12 protein-coding genes are annotated in these 17,154 nt (G+C 71.1%); 4 read left to right on the top strand and 8 right to left on the bottom strand.

Features of this window, described 5'->3' with window-relative positions; genetic code table 11:
* Positions 1–865: 865 nt before the first annotated feature.
* Positions 866–2,431, bottom strand: a complete 1,566-nt coding sequence (locus tag ACIA8L_RS54865; RefSeq protein WP_395918036.1) for a leucyl aminopeptidase — start codon at positions 2,429–2,431, stop codon at positions 866–868.
* A 106-nt stretch (positions 2,432–2,537) separates the two neighbouring features.
* Between ACIA8L_RS54865 and gcvT the strand changes: the two genes are divergently transcribed.
* A complete protein-coding gene (gcvT, locus tag ACIA8L_RS54870) occupies positions 2,538–3,632 on the top strand; it encodes a glycine cleavage system aminomethyltransferase GcvT (protein ID WP_395918038.1) in 1,095 nt (364 codons plus the stop codon).
* Between the two features lie 682 nt (positions 3,633–4,314).
* The gene (locus ACIA8L_RS54875; protein ID WP_395918039.1) at positions 4,315–4,494 is read left to right on the top strand and encodes a hypothetical protein; all 180 of its coding nucleotides are present in this window, start codon (positions 4,315–4,317) and stop codon (positions 4,492–4,494) included.
* Between the two features lie 64 nt (positions 4,495–4,558).
* On the opposite strand, the gene cobS is transcribed toward ACIA8L_RS54875, so the two are convergent.
* Both cobS and ACIA8L_RS54885 read right to left on the bottom strand, forming a co-directional pair.
* Positions 4,559–5,287 (bottom strand): adenosylcobinamide-GDP ribazoletransferase, encoded by a 729-nt coding sequence (gene cobS, locus ACIA8L_RS54880; protein WP_395918040.1) that lies wholly within the window; start codon positions 5,285–5,287, stop codon positions 4,559–4,561.
* Positions 5,275–7,035 (bottom strand): bifunctional adenosylcobinamide kinase/adenosylcobinamide-phosphate guanylyltransferase, encoded by a 1,761-nt coding sequence (locus tag ACIA8L_RS54885; RefSeq protein WP_395918041.1) that lies wholly within the window; start codon positions 7,033–7,035, stop codon positions 5,275–5,277. Before ACIA8L_RS54885 ends, cobS begins: the two co-directional genes overlap by 13 nt.
* 95 nt (positions 7,036–7,130) lie before the next feature.
* Between ACIA8L_RS54885 and ACIA8L_RS54890 the strand changes: the two genes are divergently transcribed.
* Together ACIA8L_RS54890 and ACIA8L_RS54895 are read left to right on the top strand one after the other, a co-directional pair.
* Entirely contained in the window at positions 7,131–7,331 is a 201-nt protein-coding gene (locus ACIA8L_RS54890) for a hypothetical protein (protein WP_395918042.1), read from the top strand.
* A 2-nt stretch (positions 7,332–7,333) separates the two neighbouring features.
* Positions 7,334–8,125: a site-2 protease family protein gene (locus ACIA8L_RS54895; protein WP_395918044.1), complete on the top strand. Its 792-nt coding sequence runs from the start codon at positions 7,334–7,336 to the stop codon at positions 8,123–8,125.
* A 128-nt stretch (positions 8,126–8,253) separates the two neighbouring features.
* Here ACIA8L_RS54895 and ACIA8L_RS54900 read toward each other — a convergent pair whose 3' ends face one another.
* The 5 genes from ACIA8L_RS54900 to nadA form a co-directional block, all read right to left on the bottom strand.
* A complete protein-coding gene (locus ACIA8L_RS54900; RefSeq protein ID WP_395918046.1) occupies positions 8,254–9,252 on the bottom strand; it encodes an aldo/keto reductase family protein in 999 nt (332 codons plus the stop codon).
* A gap of 26 nt (positions 9,253–9,278) precedes the next feature.
* A complete protein-coding gene (locus ACIA8L_RS54905) occupies positions 9,279–12,710 on the bottom strand; it encodes a WG repeat-containing protein (RefSeq protein WP_395918048.1) in 3,432 nt (1,143 codons plus the stop codon).
* A gap of 179 nt (positions 12,711–12,889) precedes the next feature.
* Entirely contained in the window at positions 12,890–13,513 is a 624-nt protein-coding gene (locus ACIA8L_RS54910; protein WP_395918050.1) for a DUF3043 domain-containing protein, read from the bottom strand.
* A 470-nt stretch (positions 13,514–13,983) separates the two neighbouring features.
* Positions 13,984–15,324, bottom strand: coding sequence for a UDP-N-acetylglucosamine 1-carboxyvinyltransferase (gene murA / locus ACIA8L_RS54915; RefSeq protein WP_395918051.1), 1,341 nt, complete (start codon positions 15,322–15,324; stop codon positions 13,984–13,986).
* Between the two features lie 201 nt (positions 15,325–15,525).
* Entirely contained in the window at positions 15,526–16,689 is a 1,164-nt protein-coding gene (gene nadA, locus ACIA8L_RS54920; RefSeq protein WP_395918053.1) for a quinolinate synthase NadA, read from the bottom strand.
* Positions 16,690–17,154: the final 465 nt, after the last annotated feature.

Consider the following 17,154-nt stretch of genomic DNA (forward strand, 5'->3'; position numbering starts at 1 on the left):
AACTTCGCCGTTCGAAGGATCTAGCGGTGGCCGTTCCCATTCCCCACATCACGCCCAAAGTGGGCGAGTCGTACACCACCTCAGTGGACGTGGCCACGTCGCCCCCGCCCTCTCTGCGGATATGTCCGAGCACCCCGCCTCCGGCAAGCCGCAGCTACCCAAGTCGACCCAGGCGCTCCCGGCGGACACGTCCGAACACTTCGCCTCCCGCAACCCCAAAGCCACACAAGTCGACGCCCGCCCTCCTTGCCCTCCCCACAGATATGTCCGAACGCTCCGCATCCAGACATATCCGATTTATCGCCTGTCGGGGCATAAATGCGATATGTCGCGGTGCGAAGCGCCCGACATATCGTGCAAATCGACGAGCGCCAACGAATCCGCCGCGATGTCCCCAGCCGCGACCGGGACAGCAGCTATCAACCGTCCGCCATGCGGCAGTGCGCCGGGCGCCGTGCAGCAACGGGCCGTCCGCCGTGCAGCAGCGCGCCGGGCGCCGTGGACTGGGACGGTCCCGTCGGTGGCGAGCTGCACACCCGCCGACCCAGCCGAAGACCCGACAAACCGCAGAAACCGCGACCGAGCTCACCGCATCGGCCAGTTGCCCGGTTCGCCTCGCAGCACCAAAGCAGCACCAGCGCACCACCAAAGCAGCATCAACGCAGCGCCGGGCGCGGCACGCGAGCCTGACGAGCGGGCGATTCCTCCGCAGTGGCACCTAGCTCGCCGGGGGAGTAGGCAGGGGTGCAGGGGGCGGGAGCCCCCTGCCCGGGGCGGGAGCGAAGCGGCCTCGGAATCCACTGCCTATGCTTCTGCGGTTTGCCGATCGACCGTGAACCGGGCGGTCATCGAATGCGGCGGCTCTTTATTCGGCGGCGATCTCCTCGACGAGTTCGACCAGGGTGCGGACGGGGACGCCGGTGCCGCCCTTGGTCCAGTAGCCGAACGGCTCGCCGGCGTGGTAGCTCGGGCCCGCGATGTCGATGTGGGCCCATTGGACGCCCTCGGTCACGAACTCGGACAGGAACACGCCGCCCTGCAGCATGTGCCCGGCCCGGTCCATGCCGGCGTTGACCTGGGAGATGTCGGCCACGTCGGAGTCCATGCCCTTGCGTACGTCCTCGGGCAGCGGCATCGGCCAGGCCGGCTCGCCGGAGCGGTCGCCGGCGGCGCGGACGCGTTCGCACAGTTCGGGTGTGCCCATGACGCCGGCGATGCGCTTGCCCAGGGCGATGACCTGGCCGCCGGTGAGCGTGGACACCTCGAACAGGTAGTCGGGGTCGTCCTCGCAGGCCCGGGCGATCGCGTCGCCGAGGATCATGCGGCCCTCGGCGTCGGTGTTGAGGACCTCGACCTGGGCGCCGCTGTACATCCGTACGACGTCGCCGGGGCGGTAGGCGCTGCCGGAGACCATGTTCTCGGCCATCGGCGCGTAGGCGACCACGGCGACCTTCGGCTTGAGCTGCGCGATCGCCAGCATCGTGGCGACGACCGCGGCCGCGCCCGACATGTCGGACTTCATCTCCCACATGCCCGCGGCCGGCTTGATCGACACGCCGCCGGTGTCGAACGTGATGCCCTTGCCGACGAGCGCGATCCGGCGGGTCGCACCGGCCGGCTCGTAGGCCAGCCGGACCAGGCGGGGCGCCGCGGCCGAGCCGAGGCCGACGGCCAGGATGCCGCCGTAGCCGCCGCGGGCCAGTGCCTTCTCATCCAGTACCGACACGTCCAACGACGCTTCCCGGGCCGCCGCCGCGACCTGCTCGGCGAACGCGGGCGGCCGCAGCTCGTTGGGCGCCGTGTTGATCCAGTCCCGGGTGCGGCTCACGGCGGCCCCGAGCACCCCGGACCGCTTGAGCTCGGCCTTGATGCCGCGGGCGCCCGCGTCGGGGACGTGCACGAGGGCCTTGCGGAGGGGTTCGCGCTGGCCGGCCGCCGGCTTCGACTTGTATCCGGCGAACCGGTAGGCGCCGAGCACCGCGCCCTCGCCCACGGCCCGCAGCCCCGCGCTCAGCGCGGCCACGCCCGTCGCACCGTCGTCCGCGAGGGGCAGGACCAGCGCCGCCGACGCCGACCCGGACAGGGCCCGGGCCGCGGCTCCGGCCGCCCGCCGCAGCGTCTCGGGGGTCGGGGCCCGGCCCGCGTCGCCGCCGTTGGGTGCGCCCAGACCGACCGCCACCAGGAGCGGGGCCTTCACCGCACCGAACGTTGCGAGCTTCGTCACCTCCCCGGCCGCGCCGCTCGCCCCGAGCACCCGCAGGGTCTCCGCGAGCCCGCCGCCCGGCCGGTCGCCGAACGCCGCCGCGACGGTCTCCGCGCCGGCGGCCAGGCGCAGCTTGGCCTCGCCGCTCTCGTCCGCGTAGACGCCGATGACGACGGCGTCGACGTTCAGGCTGGCTGGGTCGGTGTCGACCAGGTTCAGGGAGGTCACTGGTGCTCCAGATCACTGATTGGTTCGCTGCGCTTCGGCGCCGCAGCTTTCAGCATGCCGCCGAATCGGGTGCAGGACACGATAACCAACGCGATAGGTTGCGGGCATGACCCAACCCTTGCGGCACCCCGCGTTGTATCACCGCCATGCGGCGCTCGGGGCCAAGTTCGCGGCGTTCGGCGGCTGGGAGATGCCCCTGGAGTACGCCGGCGGCGGCGTGCTGAAGGAGCACGCGGCCGTGCGTGAGGACGTGGGCGTGTTCGACGTCTCCCACCTGGGCAAGGCCCGGGTTCGGGGACGCGGCGCGGCCGCTTTCGTCAACACCTGCCTGAGCAACGACCTCGATCGGATCAGTGCGGGGCAGGCGCAGTACACCCTCTGCTTGGATGATTCCGGTGGCGTGGTGGACGACCTCATCGCCTATCGGTTCGCCGACGACGACGTGTTCCTCATCCCCAACGCCGCGAACACGGCCGAGGTGGTCCGCCGCCTGACCGCGGTCGCGCCCAACGGCGTCAGCGTCGTCGACCAGCACGAGCTCTTCGCCGTCCTGGCCGTCCAGGGCCCCCGCTCGGCCGAGCTGCTGACCGCGTTGGGCCTGCCGACGGACCACGAGTACATGAGCTTCACGGTCACCTCGTACCAGGGCACCGACGTCGTGGTCTGCCGCACCGGCTACACCGGCGAGCACGGCTACGAGCTGGTCGTCCCGTCGCACGACGCGCACACGCTGTGGGACGCGATCGTGGAGGCCGGCGCCCGCCCCTGCGGCCTGGCCGCCCGCGACACCCTGCGCACCGAGATGGGCTACCCCCTGCACGGCCAGGACCTGTCCCTGGAGATCACCCCGGTGCAGGCCCGCTCCGGCTGGGCCGTGGGCTGGAAGAAGCCGGCGTTCTGGGGCCGCGACGCGGTGACCGCCGAGAAGGCCGACGGCCCCCGCCGGGTCCTGTGCGGCCTGGAAGCGCTGGACCGCGGCATCCCGAGGGCGCACATGACGGTCCTGAACGCCGACGGCCACCAGATCGGCGAGGTGACGAGCGGCACGTTCTCCCCGACCCGCAAGGTCGGCATAGCCCTGGCCCTGATCGACACGGCCGCCGGCGTGACGGAGGGCGACGAGGTGGCCCTGGACGTACGGGGCCGCCGCTCAGCCGTCCGCGTCGTCAAGCCCCCCTTCGTGAAGTCCAACGTCAAGTAGTCCCAACCTCCAGGGCGGCCGTCACCACCTCCGACGGCCGCCCCGATCGCGCTGAGTGCTGGTGCGGTTACGAAAAGAAGCGATAGAAGCCAAAGCAAAAGCAGCAAACGCAGTGGATTCCGAGGCCGCTTCGCTCCCGCCCCGGGCAAGGGGCTCCCCGCCCCCTGCACCCCTGCGAAGCACTCCCTCGCCACCGAGCACCGCTCGGTTCCCAGGCCCGTCGGCACACAGCGCTACCCCTGGCGATGTCCAAGAACGGTCGCAGCTCGGCCTCGGCGCCGGCACGGTGAACGCCAAGCGCCGTCCGCCCGCGTTGCCGAACCGCCGCCGACCCGACCGGCCGCAACGCGACAGCGCGTCCCCGACGTGGAGCACCTGGTAGATCGCCCTCGCGTGATAGATTCCGCGCACCTCACGCACGGCGCTGCGGCGGATGACGGACGCGCCGCCTCAGACTTCCCAGGTGTCGAACGCTTCGCTTAGCAAGCCAGCCGCCGAAATGACGCCTGCGGATCTGTCAGAGGCACGCCGGACGAGCGGTGCAGCCCGCAGCGGATGGGCGGCAATCGGGTCGCCACGCCATTCGGGTCAGAAGCGGTGCGCGCATCGGCCGCGACGGGCGCTCGACGTTTCTCGAGCACGCACACCCCCATCGATGACCTGCGCACGGAACACTGTGGCGGTGACGCATCGCGAACCTGAGCGCTTCTCGCCGCCCGTGGTGTGTGACCAGTGCCCGCACCCGATCAGCGAGCACGTGCTCTGGGAGCCGGACGAGATCTGCGGCGGTTGGATGCTCTGCGCCATGCCGGAGTGTGATCGCTGCTGGCACGACTGGCCGGTTCGCGGCTCGACGTCCTGATCTTCGGCTCGGAGCGATACCGGCCACGTCATGTTCGCCGCCGCCCCGGCCCGACGTGACCGGCTCAAGTGGCCAGGACGATGAGTGCAGCGGCCGTCGAGAGTTCGATCGAGGCGCCGATCACGTCGCCGGTCAGGCCGCCCAGCCGTCGCCTGGCATGGGCGGTGAGGGCCCACGACAGGGCCACCGCGGCCAGCACGGCCATCGGGCCCCGCCACACGTCCACCAGCGCCCCGAGACCGCCCAGGAGGACCGTGACCAACCCCAAGGCCCCCAGCGGCACCGAAGACGCGACCAGCGCCCCCAAACCGTCGGGCCGGGCGGCCGGCAGGCCCCGGCGGCACGACACGGTGGCGCCCAGACGCCCGGCGGCGAAGGCGAGGGGGAGAGCCCCGGACACGGCGCCGACCAGCGAGGTGGCGGCGGCGGAATCGACCAGCAGTACAGCGACGATTGCCGAGACCCCAAAAGGCCCAATATCGGACTTTTTCATGATTTGTAGCGCTTTATCGGCGTCAGCGTACGATCCAAGTCCATCCGCAGTATCCGCCAAACCATCCACATGCAGCCCGCGCGTCAGCAGCAGCGCCAACGCCACCAGCACGGCTCCGCCCAGCAACGGTGCCGCCCCAACGCGCACCAAAGCGCCGGCCACCAGCGCGAGGACCAGCCCGAGCAGCGCCCCGACGAACGGTGCCAGGAGCATCGCCGCCCTGGCCGTCGGCCGGTCGACCCGATCCGCGCGGACCGGGGCGACCGTCAGGAACGAGACGGCGAGTCTCAGTCCTCCCACGACGGCTTCACGTACGGCATCTCGGCCGTCGGGGAGTCGGCCACCACCCGCTGGATCTCCGCCTCGATGTGCTCCTGCTCACTGAGCCCCTCCGGCGGCGTCTCCACGGCGGCCGTGCGCAGCGGCGTGGCGGCGGCGATGGTCAGGGCGGTGTTGATCAGCGGCAGGGCGGCCAGCGCGGTCGCGCCCTCGCCCAGGGCCAGGCGGAGCGACAGGAACGGGGCGGCGCCGAGGACGTCCGAGGCCAGTTTCACGGTCGGGTTGTCGCCGTGGTCGGGCATCAGGAGCCAGTGCCGCGTCTGGGCGCCGTAGTCGCGGGCGACCAGGGCGGCCGCGATCGCCACCGGGCCGTCGATCAGCAGCGGCAGGCGGCGGGAGGCGGCGCCGAGGACGATGCCGGTCGCGACGGCGATGTCGCCGCCGCCGAGCATCGAGAGCATGACGTGGGGGTCGCGGCTGCGGGCGCGGACGCGGTGGCGGGCGTCGCGGATCGCGCCGATTTTGCGGATCCAGGCGGCGTCGTCGACGAAGCCCGTCGAGTCGACCACGCGGCCCAGCAGGGCGGACGGCTCGGCCCCGGTGAGCACGGCGACGATCGCGGTGGCGGCCGCGTCCGAGCCGGAGCCGCACGCGCCCAGGACGAGCACGTCGACGCCCTCGTTGGCGGCCGCGTCGGCGAGCCGCCAGCCGAGGGTTAGGGCCGAGTCGACGGTGGCGTCGTCGATCGCGTCGTGCAGCTCGGCCGGGCCGGCCGACGGGCAGTCGATGGCCTGGACGCTGGCCCCGGCGGTCGCGGCGAGCATGGCCAGGGTGCCGGTGCCCTCCACCACCTCGTCGAGGCGCTGGTCGGCGGCGTCGGCCGAGTCGCCGGCGGCGAAGCCACCGGTACGGTCACCACGCAGGACCAGCACACGAGGCTGCTGAAACGGGCGCGGGTCGGGCCGGCCCTGCACACCGCCGGCGAACCGCACGATCGGCACCAGGCCACCCAGCCCGGCCCCGTTGAGCCGGAGCGTGAGCAGCCGCTCGGCCGCCTCGTGCGCCGTCGACTCGTCGGGGAGCGGAAGTTCCATGCCGGTCGAGAACGAGAGCGTGTCGCCACCGTCGGCGGTGGACAGTACCGAACCCGCGCCTTTGCTCTCGAAAACAAACGGCTCGGCAACCACCGCCGGTGCCGGCTCCGCGGCCGGGGCAACGACCGGGGCGACCGTCGCCTCCGAAGGCCCGCCGCGCAGCCACGACACCTCGCCCGCCACGACCAGGGCCACACCGTCGCAGGCGGCGGCCACGCGCTGGTTGAGCAGGCCGCTGGCGTCGGCGAAGGCCCGCCCGGCCGCGGTCGCGGGCAGCACGCCGAGACCGACCTCGGGCCCGACCAGGACCAGCCGCCCGGCGCCGCAGGACCGCACGGCGTCGGCCAGCGCGTTGATCGCGGCTTCCGAAGACCAGTCGCCGCCGCTGTCGTAGGCCGCGCTCAGCCAGTTGCCGAGGTCGTCGACGAGGATCGTGTCCTCGGCCTTCGCCCCGGTCAGCAGCTCGGCCAGGCGCTCAGGGGAGGAGCCGGCCTCCTCGGTGACCCACGTCTCGGGCCGGCGGGCCTTGTGCGCGGCGATGCGCGCGGTCCAGGCGTCGTCCGACGTGCTCTCCCGAGCCGTCGCCACGTATCGCACCCTGCCGGAATCGGCGACGAGCGCCTCCGCCGCTTCCGACTTCCCGGACCGGATTCCTCCGAGCACCAGCAACCGCATGCCCCGTACTTTAGAGGGACACCGGTGGCCCGACTCGGCTCAGGGCCACGGGGCCGATACGCTCGAAGTCTTCTACCTGGGACAGGAGTGTGACCATGGCGTGGACATGGCAGTTCGAAGACGCGGAGGGCAGGCCCGTCGATGGCCCGAACGAGGCGTTTTCCAGCCAGTCCGACGCGGAGTCGTGGCTTGGGCAGACGTGGCGTGACCTGGTCACCAAGGGCGCGGCGACGGCGGTCCTCGCCGAGGACGAGCGCACGGAATACAAGATGAGCCTGCTGCCGGCTGGGGGCTGACAGTGTCCTACGGGCGCTACGGCAGCTCGGTCGGCCGGCTTCCCCGCGAGGCCTTCCGGCCCAGCGCGATCTTCATCGGGCTGCTCGCGCTGCTGGCGGTCAGCGGCTGGATGGCGTGGGCGGACTACGGCGACGCGCGGTTCAACGTGTTCCTCTTCGTGGCGGCGGGCTGGACGATCTCGCTCTGCCTGCACGAGTACTCCCACGCGCTGGTCGCCTTCAAGGGCGGCGACGACGACATCGCGCACCGCGGCTACCTGACGCTCAACCCGCTGAAGTACAGCCACCCTCTGCTGTCGATCGTGCTGCCGCTGGTGTTCGTCCTCATCGGCGGCATCGGCCTGCCCGGCGGCGCGGTGTGGGTCAACCACGGCGCGATCCGCAGCCGGTTCGTCGACAGCCTGATCAGCTTCGCCGGCCCGGCGATGAACCTGGTGCTGGCGATCCTGCTGGTGCTGCCGTTCACGTTCGGCCTCGACACCGGCGGCCACGAGACGTTCTTCGCGGGCCTCGCGTTCCTGGCGTTCCTGCAGCTCACGGCCAGCGTGCTCAACTTCGTGCCGATGCCCGGCGTCGACGGCGGCAACCTGCTCTACCCGTGGCTGTCCCCGCAGTGGCAGCGCGGCTTCAACCACGTGGCGCCGTGGGGCATGCTGATCCTGATCGCCCTGCTGTGGTCGCCGCGGATCAACAGCTGGTTCTTCAGCGTCGTCTACTGGATCGGCGACCTGATAGGCCTGCCCTCCTACCAGGCCGCCGTGGGCTACGAGCTGTTCCGCTTCTGGGACCGATAAAACCGAAAAAACCGGAAAAACCGACAAAAGCGAAAAATCCGAAAAGCCCGAAGATTCAGGATTCCGAGGCCGCTTCGCTCCCGCCCCGGGCAAGGGGGCTCACCGCCCCCCTGCACCCCCTGCCAGGTCTACGGCCGCTCAGCGGGGCTCTGCGTCAGCGCGGGGTCCCGCTGGACGATCGGCTCCACGATCTCGTCGATCCGCTTGACGAGTTCCGCGTCCAACCGCACCCCGGACGCCTTCACGTTGTCCTCGAGCTGCTCGGGCCGGGTGGCACCGACGATCGCGGACGACACGTTGGGGTTCGCCAGCACCCACGCCAGCCCGAGCTGGGCCATCGAGAGCCCGGCCTGGTCGGCGAGGGGCCGCAGCTGCTGGACCGTCTCGAGCACCTCGTCGCGCATGAACCGCGAGATGAAGTTCTTGCCGGACTTCTCGTCGGTCGCCCGCGAGCCCGCCGGCGGCGCCTGCCCCGGCTTGTACTTCCCGGTCAGCACACCTTGCGCGAGCGGCGAGAAGACGACCTGGCCCAGGCCGAGCTCCTCCGAGACCGGGATGACCTCGGCCTCGATGACCCGGTACAGCGCGGAGTACTGCGGCTGGTTGGACACCAGCTGGATGTGCAGCTCCTTGGCCAGCGCGGCCGCGGCCCGGATCTGGTCGGCCCGCCACTCCGAGACGCCGATGTACAGCGCCTTGCCGGAGCGCACCACGTCGGCGAAGGCCTCCATGGTCTCTTCGAGCGGGGTGTGCTCGTCGTACCGGTGCGCCTGGTACAGGTCCACGTGGTCGGTCTGCAGCCGGCGCAGCGACCCGTCGATCGACTTCATGATGTGCTTGCGTGACAGGCCGCTGTCGTTGCGGCCGGGCCCCGTCCGCCAGTAGACCTTGGTGAAGATCTCCAGGCCGTCGCGGTTCTGGCCCTTCAGCGCGTCACCGAGCACCACCTCGGCGCGGGTGCCCGCGTAGACGTCGGCGGTGTCGAAGGTCGTGATGCCGAAGTCGAGGGCGGCGTGCACACATGCGGTGGCCTGATCCGCCTCGACCTGCGAGCCATGGGTGATCCAGTTGCCGTACGAGATCTCGCTGACGAGCAGCCCGGAACGGCCGAGGTGTCGAAACTCCATGTCGTCGACCCTATGTCGGGTGCGGGCTACATCACCGGGCGGGTGTCGGCCAGCAGCCGGTCGATCTCGTCGGTGACCCCGGTCCGGCTGGCGAACGTGGCCTGGATGATGGTGCGCCCGCGGCGGTCCAGGGCACCCCAGCGCTGCGCGTCGTCGACGAAGAGGAACGCCACCGGGTGGATCATGATCGTGTGGTGCACCGGCGGCACCAGCACCCGCCCGGACCGGTCGACCACGCCCTTGCGCCCGTCCAGCGACACCACGGCGAGGCCCTCGTCGCTGAACCCGTCGATGTACCGCCCGTCCAGCAGTGCCGTGGCGAACCCGTCGTACTGGAACTGCACGACGACCCGCCCGGCCCCGTCGACGGCACCCCAGTAGGGTCCGCGCCGGACCGCGGCCACGCCCCGCCGGAACGGCCGCACGTCGTCGAAGCCGGCCGAGATGAGCACCGCGTTGGTCTTGTCGATGGCGATCCAGCCGGTCGTACCGTCGCGGGAGACCCAGGCGATGCCGTCGGAGAAGCTGCCCACGCCGATGTACCCGGCGGCCGGCTCGATCAGCACCTGCCCGGTGTCGTCGATGAGCTCCCAGGTCTGCGCGCCCTGCCGCTGCACCCAGGCAACGCCGTCGCGGAACGGCTGCACGTCCAGATACCCGGGCCCGATCACGAAGCTGCCGTCGGGGACGATGTACCCCCACCGCTGGGTCTGCTCGTCGAAGGCCGGTGCGGGGGCCGGGCGGATCTTCAGGATCTCCTCGCGGGTCCGCGGATACGGCCCCCAGCCCTTCTCCGCGACCCGCCGGAACACCGCGTCGAGCGCCAGCTCGGTCTGCGCGATGAGTTCCGGGTCCTCCTCCTTGCGCAGGTCGAGGGCGCGTTCGAAGTGGTTGCAGGCCTCCATGTACCGGCCCTGGTCGTACGAGCACTTCCCGGAGTGCTGGTGCATCGTGGCCCGCAGCCGGTCCGGCAGCTCGGAGGAGTTGGCCAGTGTGTACAGCCGGTCGGCCTCCTCGAACTCCTCCCGCCACTGCAGGACATTGGCCAGCCGGGCCTGCGCGATCGCGATCCGCCGCAGCTCCCCGGTCGCCTCGGCGTGCGCCAGCGCGAGCTTGCCGTCCGCGAACGCCTTCGGCAGGTCACCGAGGATCCGCGACACGACCGCCCGCAGCGACAGCAGCCGGGCCCGGGTGGGGTTGTCGGCGACACCGTTGAGCTTGGCGGTGAGCTGATCCCGGATGTCGGTGAGCTGCGTCACCTCGTCGCCCTCGATCTGCTCCCGCAGCGTGTCCGGGTCGAACCGCCACACGAACGTGGCCAGTACCTGCTCCGGGTCGGGCCCGCGCTCCTCGGCCGCCGGCTCCGCCTTGGGCCCGGGCGGCGAGGTCGGCGCGATCGCCGCCAGCTCCGGCGGAAACCCCTCGGCCCCCGGCCGCACGATCGGCAGATACCCGGTCGCCTGCAGGCCGTCGACGCCGGCCCCGGTGACCCGGCCCGACTGATAGGCCCCCATGGCCGTGCCCGAGGCGACCGCGGGCGGCGGAGCATCGGCCACTTCGACGAATTCAATTTTGATGCCTTTGGGGGTACTGCCAGTGCCCGGCCCGATCTCGCCCGTATCCGGCTCCTCGTCGTGGCCGCCACCCGAGGGCCCGCCACTGATCGGCGCGCTGCTCACGGGGGCCGGGCTGATGGGCGGCCCGCTCATGGGCGCACTGCTCACCGGCGCGTTGCGCAGCGGCGGCCCGCTCATGGGCGCGTTGCTCATCGGCGGCCCGCTCATCGGGGCACTGCTCACCGGCGCGTTGTGCAGCGGCGGCCCGCTCATCGGAGCACTGCTCACGGGCACGTTGCTGAGCGGCGCGGACAGCGGGTCGTCGTACTCGGTGCGGGCATGGGCCGGCCGCGCGTCCTCGTAGTCCAGCCGCGCGTGCGAAGGCGGAGCGTCACCGTAGTCCAGCCGCGCATGGCTGGGCTGCGCACTCTCGTAGTCCAGCCGCGCGTGCGACGGATTGGTGTCTTCGAACTCCGGCCGCACGTGGCCGGGCCGGGTGTCCTCGAATTCCGGCCGAACGTGGCCGGGATGGGTACTTCCGTACTCCGGCCGCACGTGCGCGGCCCCGAAGAACGACTGCTCCGGCCGGTCTCCCAGCGGCGGCCCGCTCATGGGCGCGCTGCTGACGGGCGCGTTGCGGAGGGGCCCACTGCTGACGGGCGCGTTGCGGAGGGGCCCGCTGCTCACGGGGGCATCGCTGAGCGGCCCACTGCTGACGGGCGCGTTGCGGAGGGGTCCGCTGCTCACGGGGGCATCACTGAGCGGTCCGCTGCTGACGGGCGCGTTGCTCAGCGGTCCGCTGCTGACCGGCGCTCCGGAGATCGGCGCATTCCGGGGCGATCCGTACACGCCGCCCCCGCCCCCACGCTCGCCCACGCTGGCCCGGCCGGAGGTACGAGCCGGCGGTTGCTGATACCCCTGCGGATTACGCGGATGCCACGGCGTGTCCCGGCGAACCCGCGGCACCTCGTCGGTGGGCTCGTCAAGGGCACGGCTGCGCGGCCGCCCGTACGCGGTGCCGTGCTCCGCCCGCTCCGGTCGTTCGCCCCGATCCGCCCGTTCGCCCCGCTCGGGCGACTCGTCCGGCTCGGCCCACATGCCCTGGCCCGGCCGCACGGGCCGCTCCGGCCGCGGGAGGTCCGAGCCGTCATCCGGCGGTCCATAGCTGTACTCGTCGAAGCTCCGCTGATCCTCGAACTCGTCCTCATAGCCGGTCCGGCCCTCGTAGGCCGCCCGGCCGCCGTAGACCCCACGGTCGTCGCGGCCCGGGCGGTCGTCATAACCCCGGCGGTCGTCATACCCGCGCCGGTCGTCATGCCCTCGCCGGTCGTCGTATCCGCCGCGGTCGTCATGCCCACGCCGGTCGTCGTAGTCCCGGGGGTCGCGGCCGCGGGGGTCGCGCTCGTAGCCGCGGGGGTCCCGGCGGTCGTCGTATCCACGGTCGTCGTAGCCGCGGTCGCGGTGCCCGCGCTCATCGTATTCACGGCGGTCATCGCGGGGCCGGCGGTGATCGTAGCCCCGGTCGCCGTATTCGCGGCCCCGGTCGTCGTGATGCCGATCACTTCGGCCGCGGTCGTCGTGCCCCCGATCATCACGGGTGCGCTCGTCCCGCCCGCGGGGCTCGGGTCCGCGGTCGCGGCGGTCGTGGTCGCGTTCCCGCGGGTCCTGGCCGCGGCCGCGATCGTCGTATCCGCCCTGTTCAGGCACCTTTCCGCGGGCCTGGTCGGGCGCGTTTCCGCGGGCCTGATCGGTGGCTTTGCCGCGGGATGGTGCGTGGCGGCCTCGGCGCGGGTCGGGCTCGTCGCGGCGCTGCTCCGGCACCCGGCCCCACGGCACGGTCGGCACAGCCGCCCAGTTGGGCGCGGCGGTTCCCGGCTCTTCCCCCGGGTACTCGTCGCTCACAGCTTCGCTCTCCTCGCCCCACTCCGCCGCACGTCATGCGCCGGCGCCAGCCCCCGCGCCCGCCCCGGTGGATTTGCCGGACTAGGCGCAAATCGTGGTCCGGCCGCGAAGGGAGGGTAAGGCTTGGAACCCTCCCGACGCCACCGCCGCCGCCGAAACGTTGCCAGGGGTGCGGAGAGTCAGATCGCTTGGCCGATCTTGACCTGGGGCTTGGGGTTGCGGATGAACCGGAACGAGATCGAGCGCATGACCGCGTAGAGATACAGCGAGCGCAGTTTGACGTTTTCGTCCGGGAATCGGGCCGTGACGAGCTTCTTCACGGTCCGCGAGATCATGAAGCCGTCGACCAGCGTGGCCAGCAGCATCACGAAGAAGAGCGCGTTGGCCGCGAAGTAGATGTTGGGGTTGAGGGTCCGGTTGAACCCGACCAGCATCACCAGGAACGTGGTGCCGAAGAAGAACGTGCCGATCGTGCGCCGCGAGTCGACGATGTCCCGCACGAGCTTGCGCACGGGCCCCTTGTCGCGGGCGAGCAGGTAGCGCTCCTCGCCGTTGGCCATGCCCTCGCGCGCTTCGAGGCGCTCCTGCCGCTGCTTCTCCCGCAGCCGCTTCCCGGCCTCCTTGCGGTTGGCCGCCGGCGGCTCCGGCATCCGCCGCCCGGCGATCACGCGCTTCGGCGTCGTCTTACCTTGCTCACGCTTACTCGGCGTGTAGCCCTTGGCGGACGTCTCCGGCTCCGCCTCGGTCACGACGGCGGCCGAGGCGGCGGGCTCTTCTGGCTTGCGGCGAAACAGCGAGGGCACGACACGAAGGGTAGCCGACACCGCCGAAGATCAGCAGCGTCGGCTACCTCTCAGTCAGAAACGCTCAGGACCACGTTCAACTCGCCCAGCGCCAGCGTTCATCGTCCCGGCGATCGGCCGCTCAGCATCGGGCCCGCCGCCCGCCGCTCGCCCAGCATCGGGCCCGCCGCCCGCCGCTCGCCCAGCATCGGGCCCGCCGCCCGCCGCTCGCCCAGCACCAGGCCCGCCGCCCGCCGCCCGCCGCTCGCCCAGCACCAGGCCCGCCGCCCGCCGCCCGCCGCTTGCCCAGCACCGGGCCCGCCGCCCGCCCAGCACGACCCGCCCGGTGCAACACGAGCAAGCCGTGCGCTGCATCGAGCTTCGCGGTGGGAACGAGCGCGTGGGCGAAACGGGCGAGCGGCGTGGCGAAACGAGCTGCGCGCCGGTCGGGTGACCGGCGCGCAGTGGGTTCGGTGCGGAGCGGAGTGTGATCAGCCCAGCTCGACGTGGGCGCCGAGGGCGTTGAGCTTGCCCTCGAAGTCCTCGTAGCCGCGCTGGATCAGCTTCACGCCGTAGACGCGGGACGTGCCCTCGGCCGCCAGGGCGGCGATCAGGTGGCTGAAGCCGGCCCGCAGGTCGGGGATGACCAGGTCGGCCGCGTGCAGCTTGGACGGGCCGGCGATGACCGCCGAGTGCATGAAGTTGCGGCGGCCGAAGCGGCACGGGGTCCCGCCGAGGCATTCGCGGTAGGTCTGGATCGTCGCGCCCATCTGGTTGAGCGCGGCGGTGTAGCCGAGGCGCCGCTCGTAGACGGTCTCGTGGACGATCGACAGCCCGCGGGCCTGGGTCAGGGCCACGACCATCGGCTGCTGCCAGTCGGTCATGAAGCCCGGGTGGACGTCGGTCTCCATGGCCACGGCCTTGAGCTCGCCGCCCGGGTGCCAGAAGCGGATGCCGCCCTCGCCGGGGGTGTCGTCGATCTCGAACGCGCCGCCGACGGTGGTGTAGAGGTTGAGGAACGTCATCATGTCGACCTGGCGGGCGCCCTTGACGAACACGTCGCCGCGGGTGGCCAGGGCGGCCGCGGCCCAGCTGGCGGCCTCGATGCGGTCCGGGATCGGGCGGTGGCTGTAGCCGACGAGCCGCGGTACACCCTGGATCTCAATGACCCGGTCCGTGTGGACCTTGATGATCGCGCCCATCTTCTGCAGCACGCAGATGAGGTCGATGATCTCCGGCTCGACGGCCGCGTTGCGCAGCTCCGTGACACCCTCCGCGCGGACCGCGGTGAGCAGGATCTGCTCGGTGGCGCCGACGGACGGGTAGGGCAGCTCGAGCTTGGCCCCCTTGAGCCCGTCGGGCGCGGTGATGTCCATGCCCTTCTCGGACTTGTCGACGACGGCGCCGAACTCGCGGAGGGCCTGGATGTGGAAGTCGATCGGGCGGCCGCCGATGTTGCAGCCGCCGAGGTCGGGGATGAAGGCGTGGCCGAGGCGGTGCAGCAGCGGGCCGCAGAACAGGATCGGGATGCGGCTGGAGCCGGCGTGCACGTTGATCTCGTCGACGTTGGCCGACTCGACGTCGGAGGTGTCGAAGACGAACTCGCCGTCGGACGGGTTCGTGACCTTCACGCCGTGCAGTTCGAGCAGGCCGGTGACCACGGCGACGTCGCTGATGGCCGGGACGTCGTAGAGCCGGCTCGGGGTCTCACCGAGCAGTGCGGCGACCATCGCCTTGGAGACGAGGTTCTTGGCACCGCGCACGCGCAGCTCGCCGTTGAGCGGCGTGCCCCCGTAGACGGTGAGGACGTCACCGGCGTCGTAGTTGGTCACTGAAACCCTCCTGCAGGCAGGAACTTGAAAGACACGCAGCGGAACAAAGACATACGCAGCGTGACGGGAGCGCGAAAGCGCACCGCTTCGCCCGCGCAGCATATCCACATCTACTGCATGCAAAAGTCGGCCGCACGTCAGCGCTGGCACGAAGACGGGACTCTGACACAGATCACCACAGAGGGTGATGACAAATATGCGTTACGGCAGCGCGAGCATCCGGTCGAGTGCCACCCGCGCGTAGTGCGCGGTGGATGCGTCGACAGTGATCTGGTTGGGCACCCGCCCGGCGACGAGCTCCTCGAGCGTCCACACCAGGTGCGGGAGGTCGATGCGGTTCATCGTCGAGCAGTAGCAGACGTTGCGCTCCAGGAACATGATCTGCTTGTCCGGGTGCGCCACCGCGAGCCGGCGGACCAGGTTGAGCTCGGTGCCGACGGCCCACGCCGACCCGGCCGGAGCGTCGTCGATCACCCGGATGATGTACTCGGTCGACCCCACGTAGTCCGCCGCGGTCACGACCTCGTGCCGGCACTCGGGGTGGACGAGCACGTTGACCCCGGGCACCCGGGCCCGCACGTCCTCCACGGCGTCGAGCGAGAACCGCCCGTGCACCGAGCAGTGCCCCTTCCACAGGATCATCTTGGCCCCGCGCAGCTGCTCGTCGGTCAGGCCGCCGCCGGGCTTGTGCGGGTCGTAGAGCACGCAGTCGGACAGCTCGAGGCCCATCTTCAGGACCGCCGTGTTGCGCCCGAGGTGCTGGTCGGGCAGGAAGAACACCTTGGTCCCCTGCTCGAACGACCACCGCAGCGCCGTCTCGGCGTTGGACGAGGTGCACACCACACCATCGTTGCGCCCGACGAACCCCTTGATGTCGGCCGACGAGTTCATGTACGTGACCGGCACCACCTCAGCGGCGATGCCGAGGGCCGAGAACCGCTCCCACGCCTTCTCGACCTGCGACAGCACGGCCATGTCGGCCATGGAGCAGCCGGCCGCCAGGTCGGGCAGCACGACCCGCTGCGCGTCGGACGTCAGGATGTCGGCACTCTCGGCCATGAAATGCACACCGCAGAACACGATGTACTCCGCGTCCGGCCGGGCGGCCGCCTCGCGGGCAAGCTTGAAGGAGTCGCCGGTCACATCGGCGAACTGGATCACCTCGTCGCGCTGATAGTGGTGGCCCAGCACGAAGACGCGGTCACCGAGCGCCGCCTTGGCCGCGCGAGCGCGCTCGACCAGGTCCGGATCACTCGGTGCGGGCAGATCGCCGGGGCACTCGACACCCTTTTCGGTATCCGGGTCGGTGCCGCGGCCCAACAACAGCAGCGCGGTGGCGGTCGACGAAGGTTCAGCCCAGGTCACGCTCCGATGGTCCCACGCGGCACAACCCCCGCGACTGTGACGTGCACGATGACAACCCTCGGCAACTCCCCACCACCGACCCCCGCCCCAACCCGCCGTCGGCCGCCGCAAGCGCTCGAATCGCACCAACGACGAATCGCAATCTTCTTTTTTGGTCGCCCCAGGCGCCCGCGAATCGCCACCACCGAAAAGCAACCACGACGGACCGGCCACCGACCCGCGCACCGCAACCAACAAACCGCAACCAAATAACGATCACGCCCACGCCACTCCGGCATTCTCCATCGGCCGAGCGCACGGTTGCGGTGCCCCTCCGAGTGGTATTATGATTGCACCGCAGAAGGTGACATCCCGGCGGGAAAAATGCTGAGCAGTGTAGCCGCGACCATAGTTCGGTTGCGGCGCTGAGACTGCTCCACGGCCGCCTTTCGGGGCTTCCGTTTCCGCCTGTTGCGCCTTCGCTTC

The sequence above is a fragment of the Dactylosporangium sp. NPDC051541 genome (genome assembly GCF_044454505.1).
In the GTDB taxonomy this organism is placed as follows: Bacteria; Actinomycetota; Actinomycetes; order Mycobacteriales; family Micromonosporaceae; genus Dactylosporangium.

What these genes read in the sequence shown, in the direction of transcription:
- ACIA8L_RS54885 (WP_395918041.1), bottom strand. Translation starts at nt 7,035, where the DNA reads ATGCGGTTGCTGGTGCTCGGAGGAATCCGGTCCGGGAAGTCGGAAGCG.
- ACIA8L_RS54890 (WP_395918042.1), top strand. Translation starts at nt 7,131, where the DNA reads ATGGCGTGGACATGGCAGTTCGAAGACGCGGAGGGCAGGCCCGTCGAT.
- gcvT (WP_395918038.1), top strand. Translation starts at nt 2,538, where the DNA reads ATGACCCAACCCTTGCGGCACCCCGCGTTGTATCACCGCCATGCGGCG.
- ACIA8L_RS54900 (WP_395918046.1), bottom strand. Translation starts at nt 9,252, where the DNA reads ATGGAGTTTCGACACCTCGGCCGTTCCGGGCTGCTCGTCAGCGAGATC.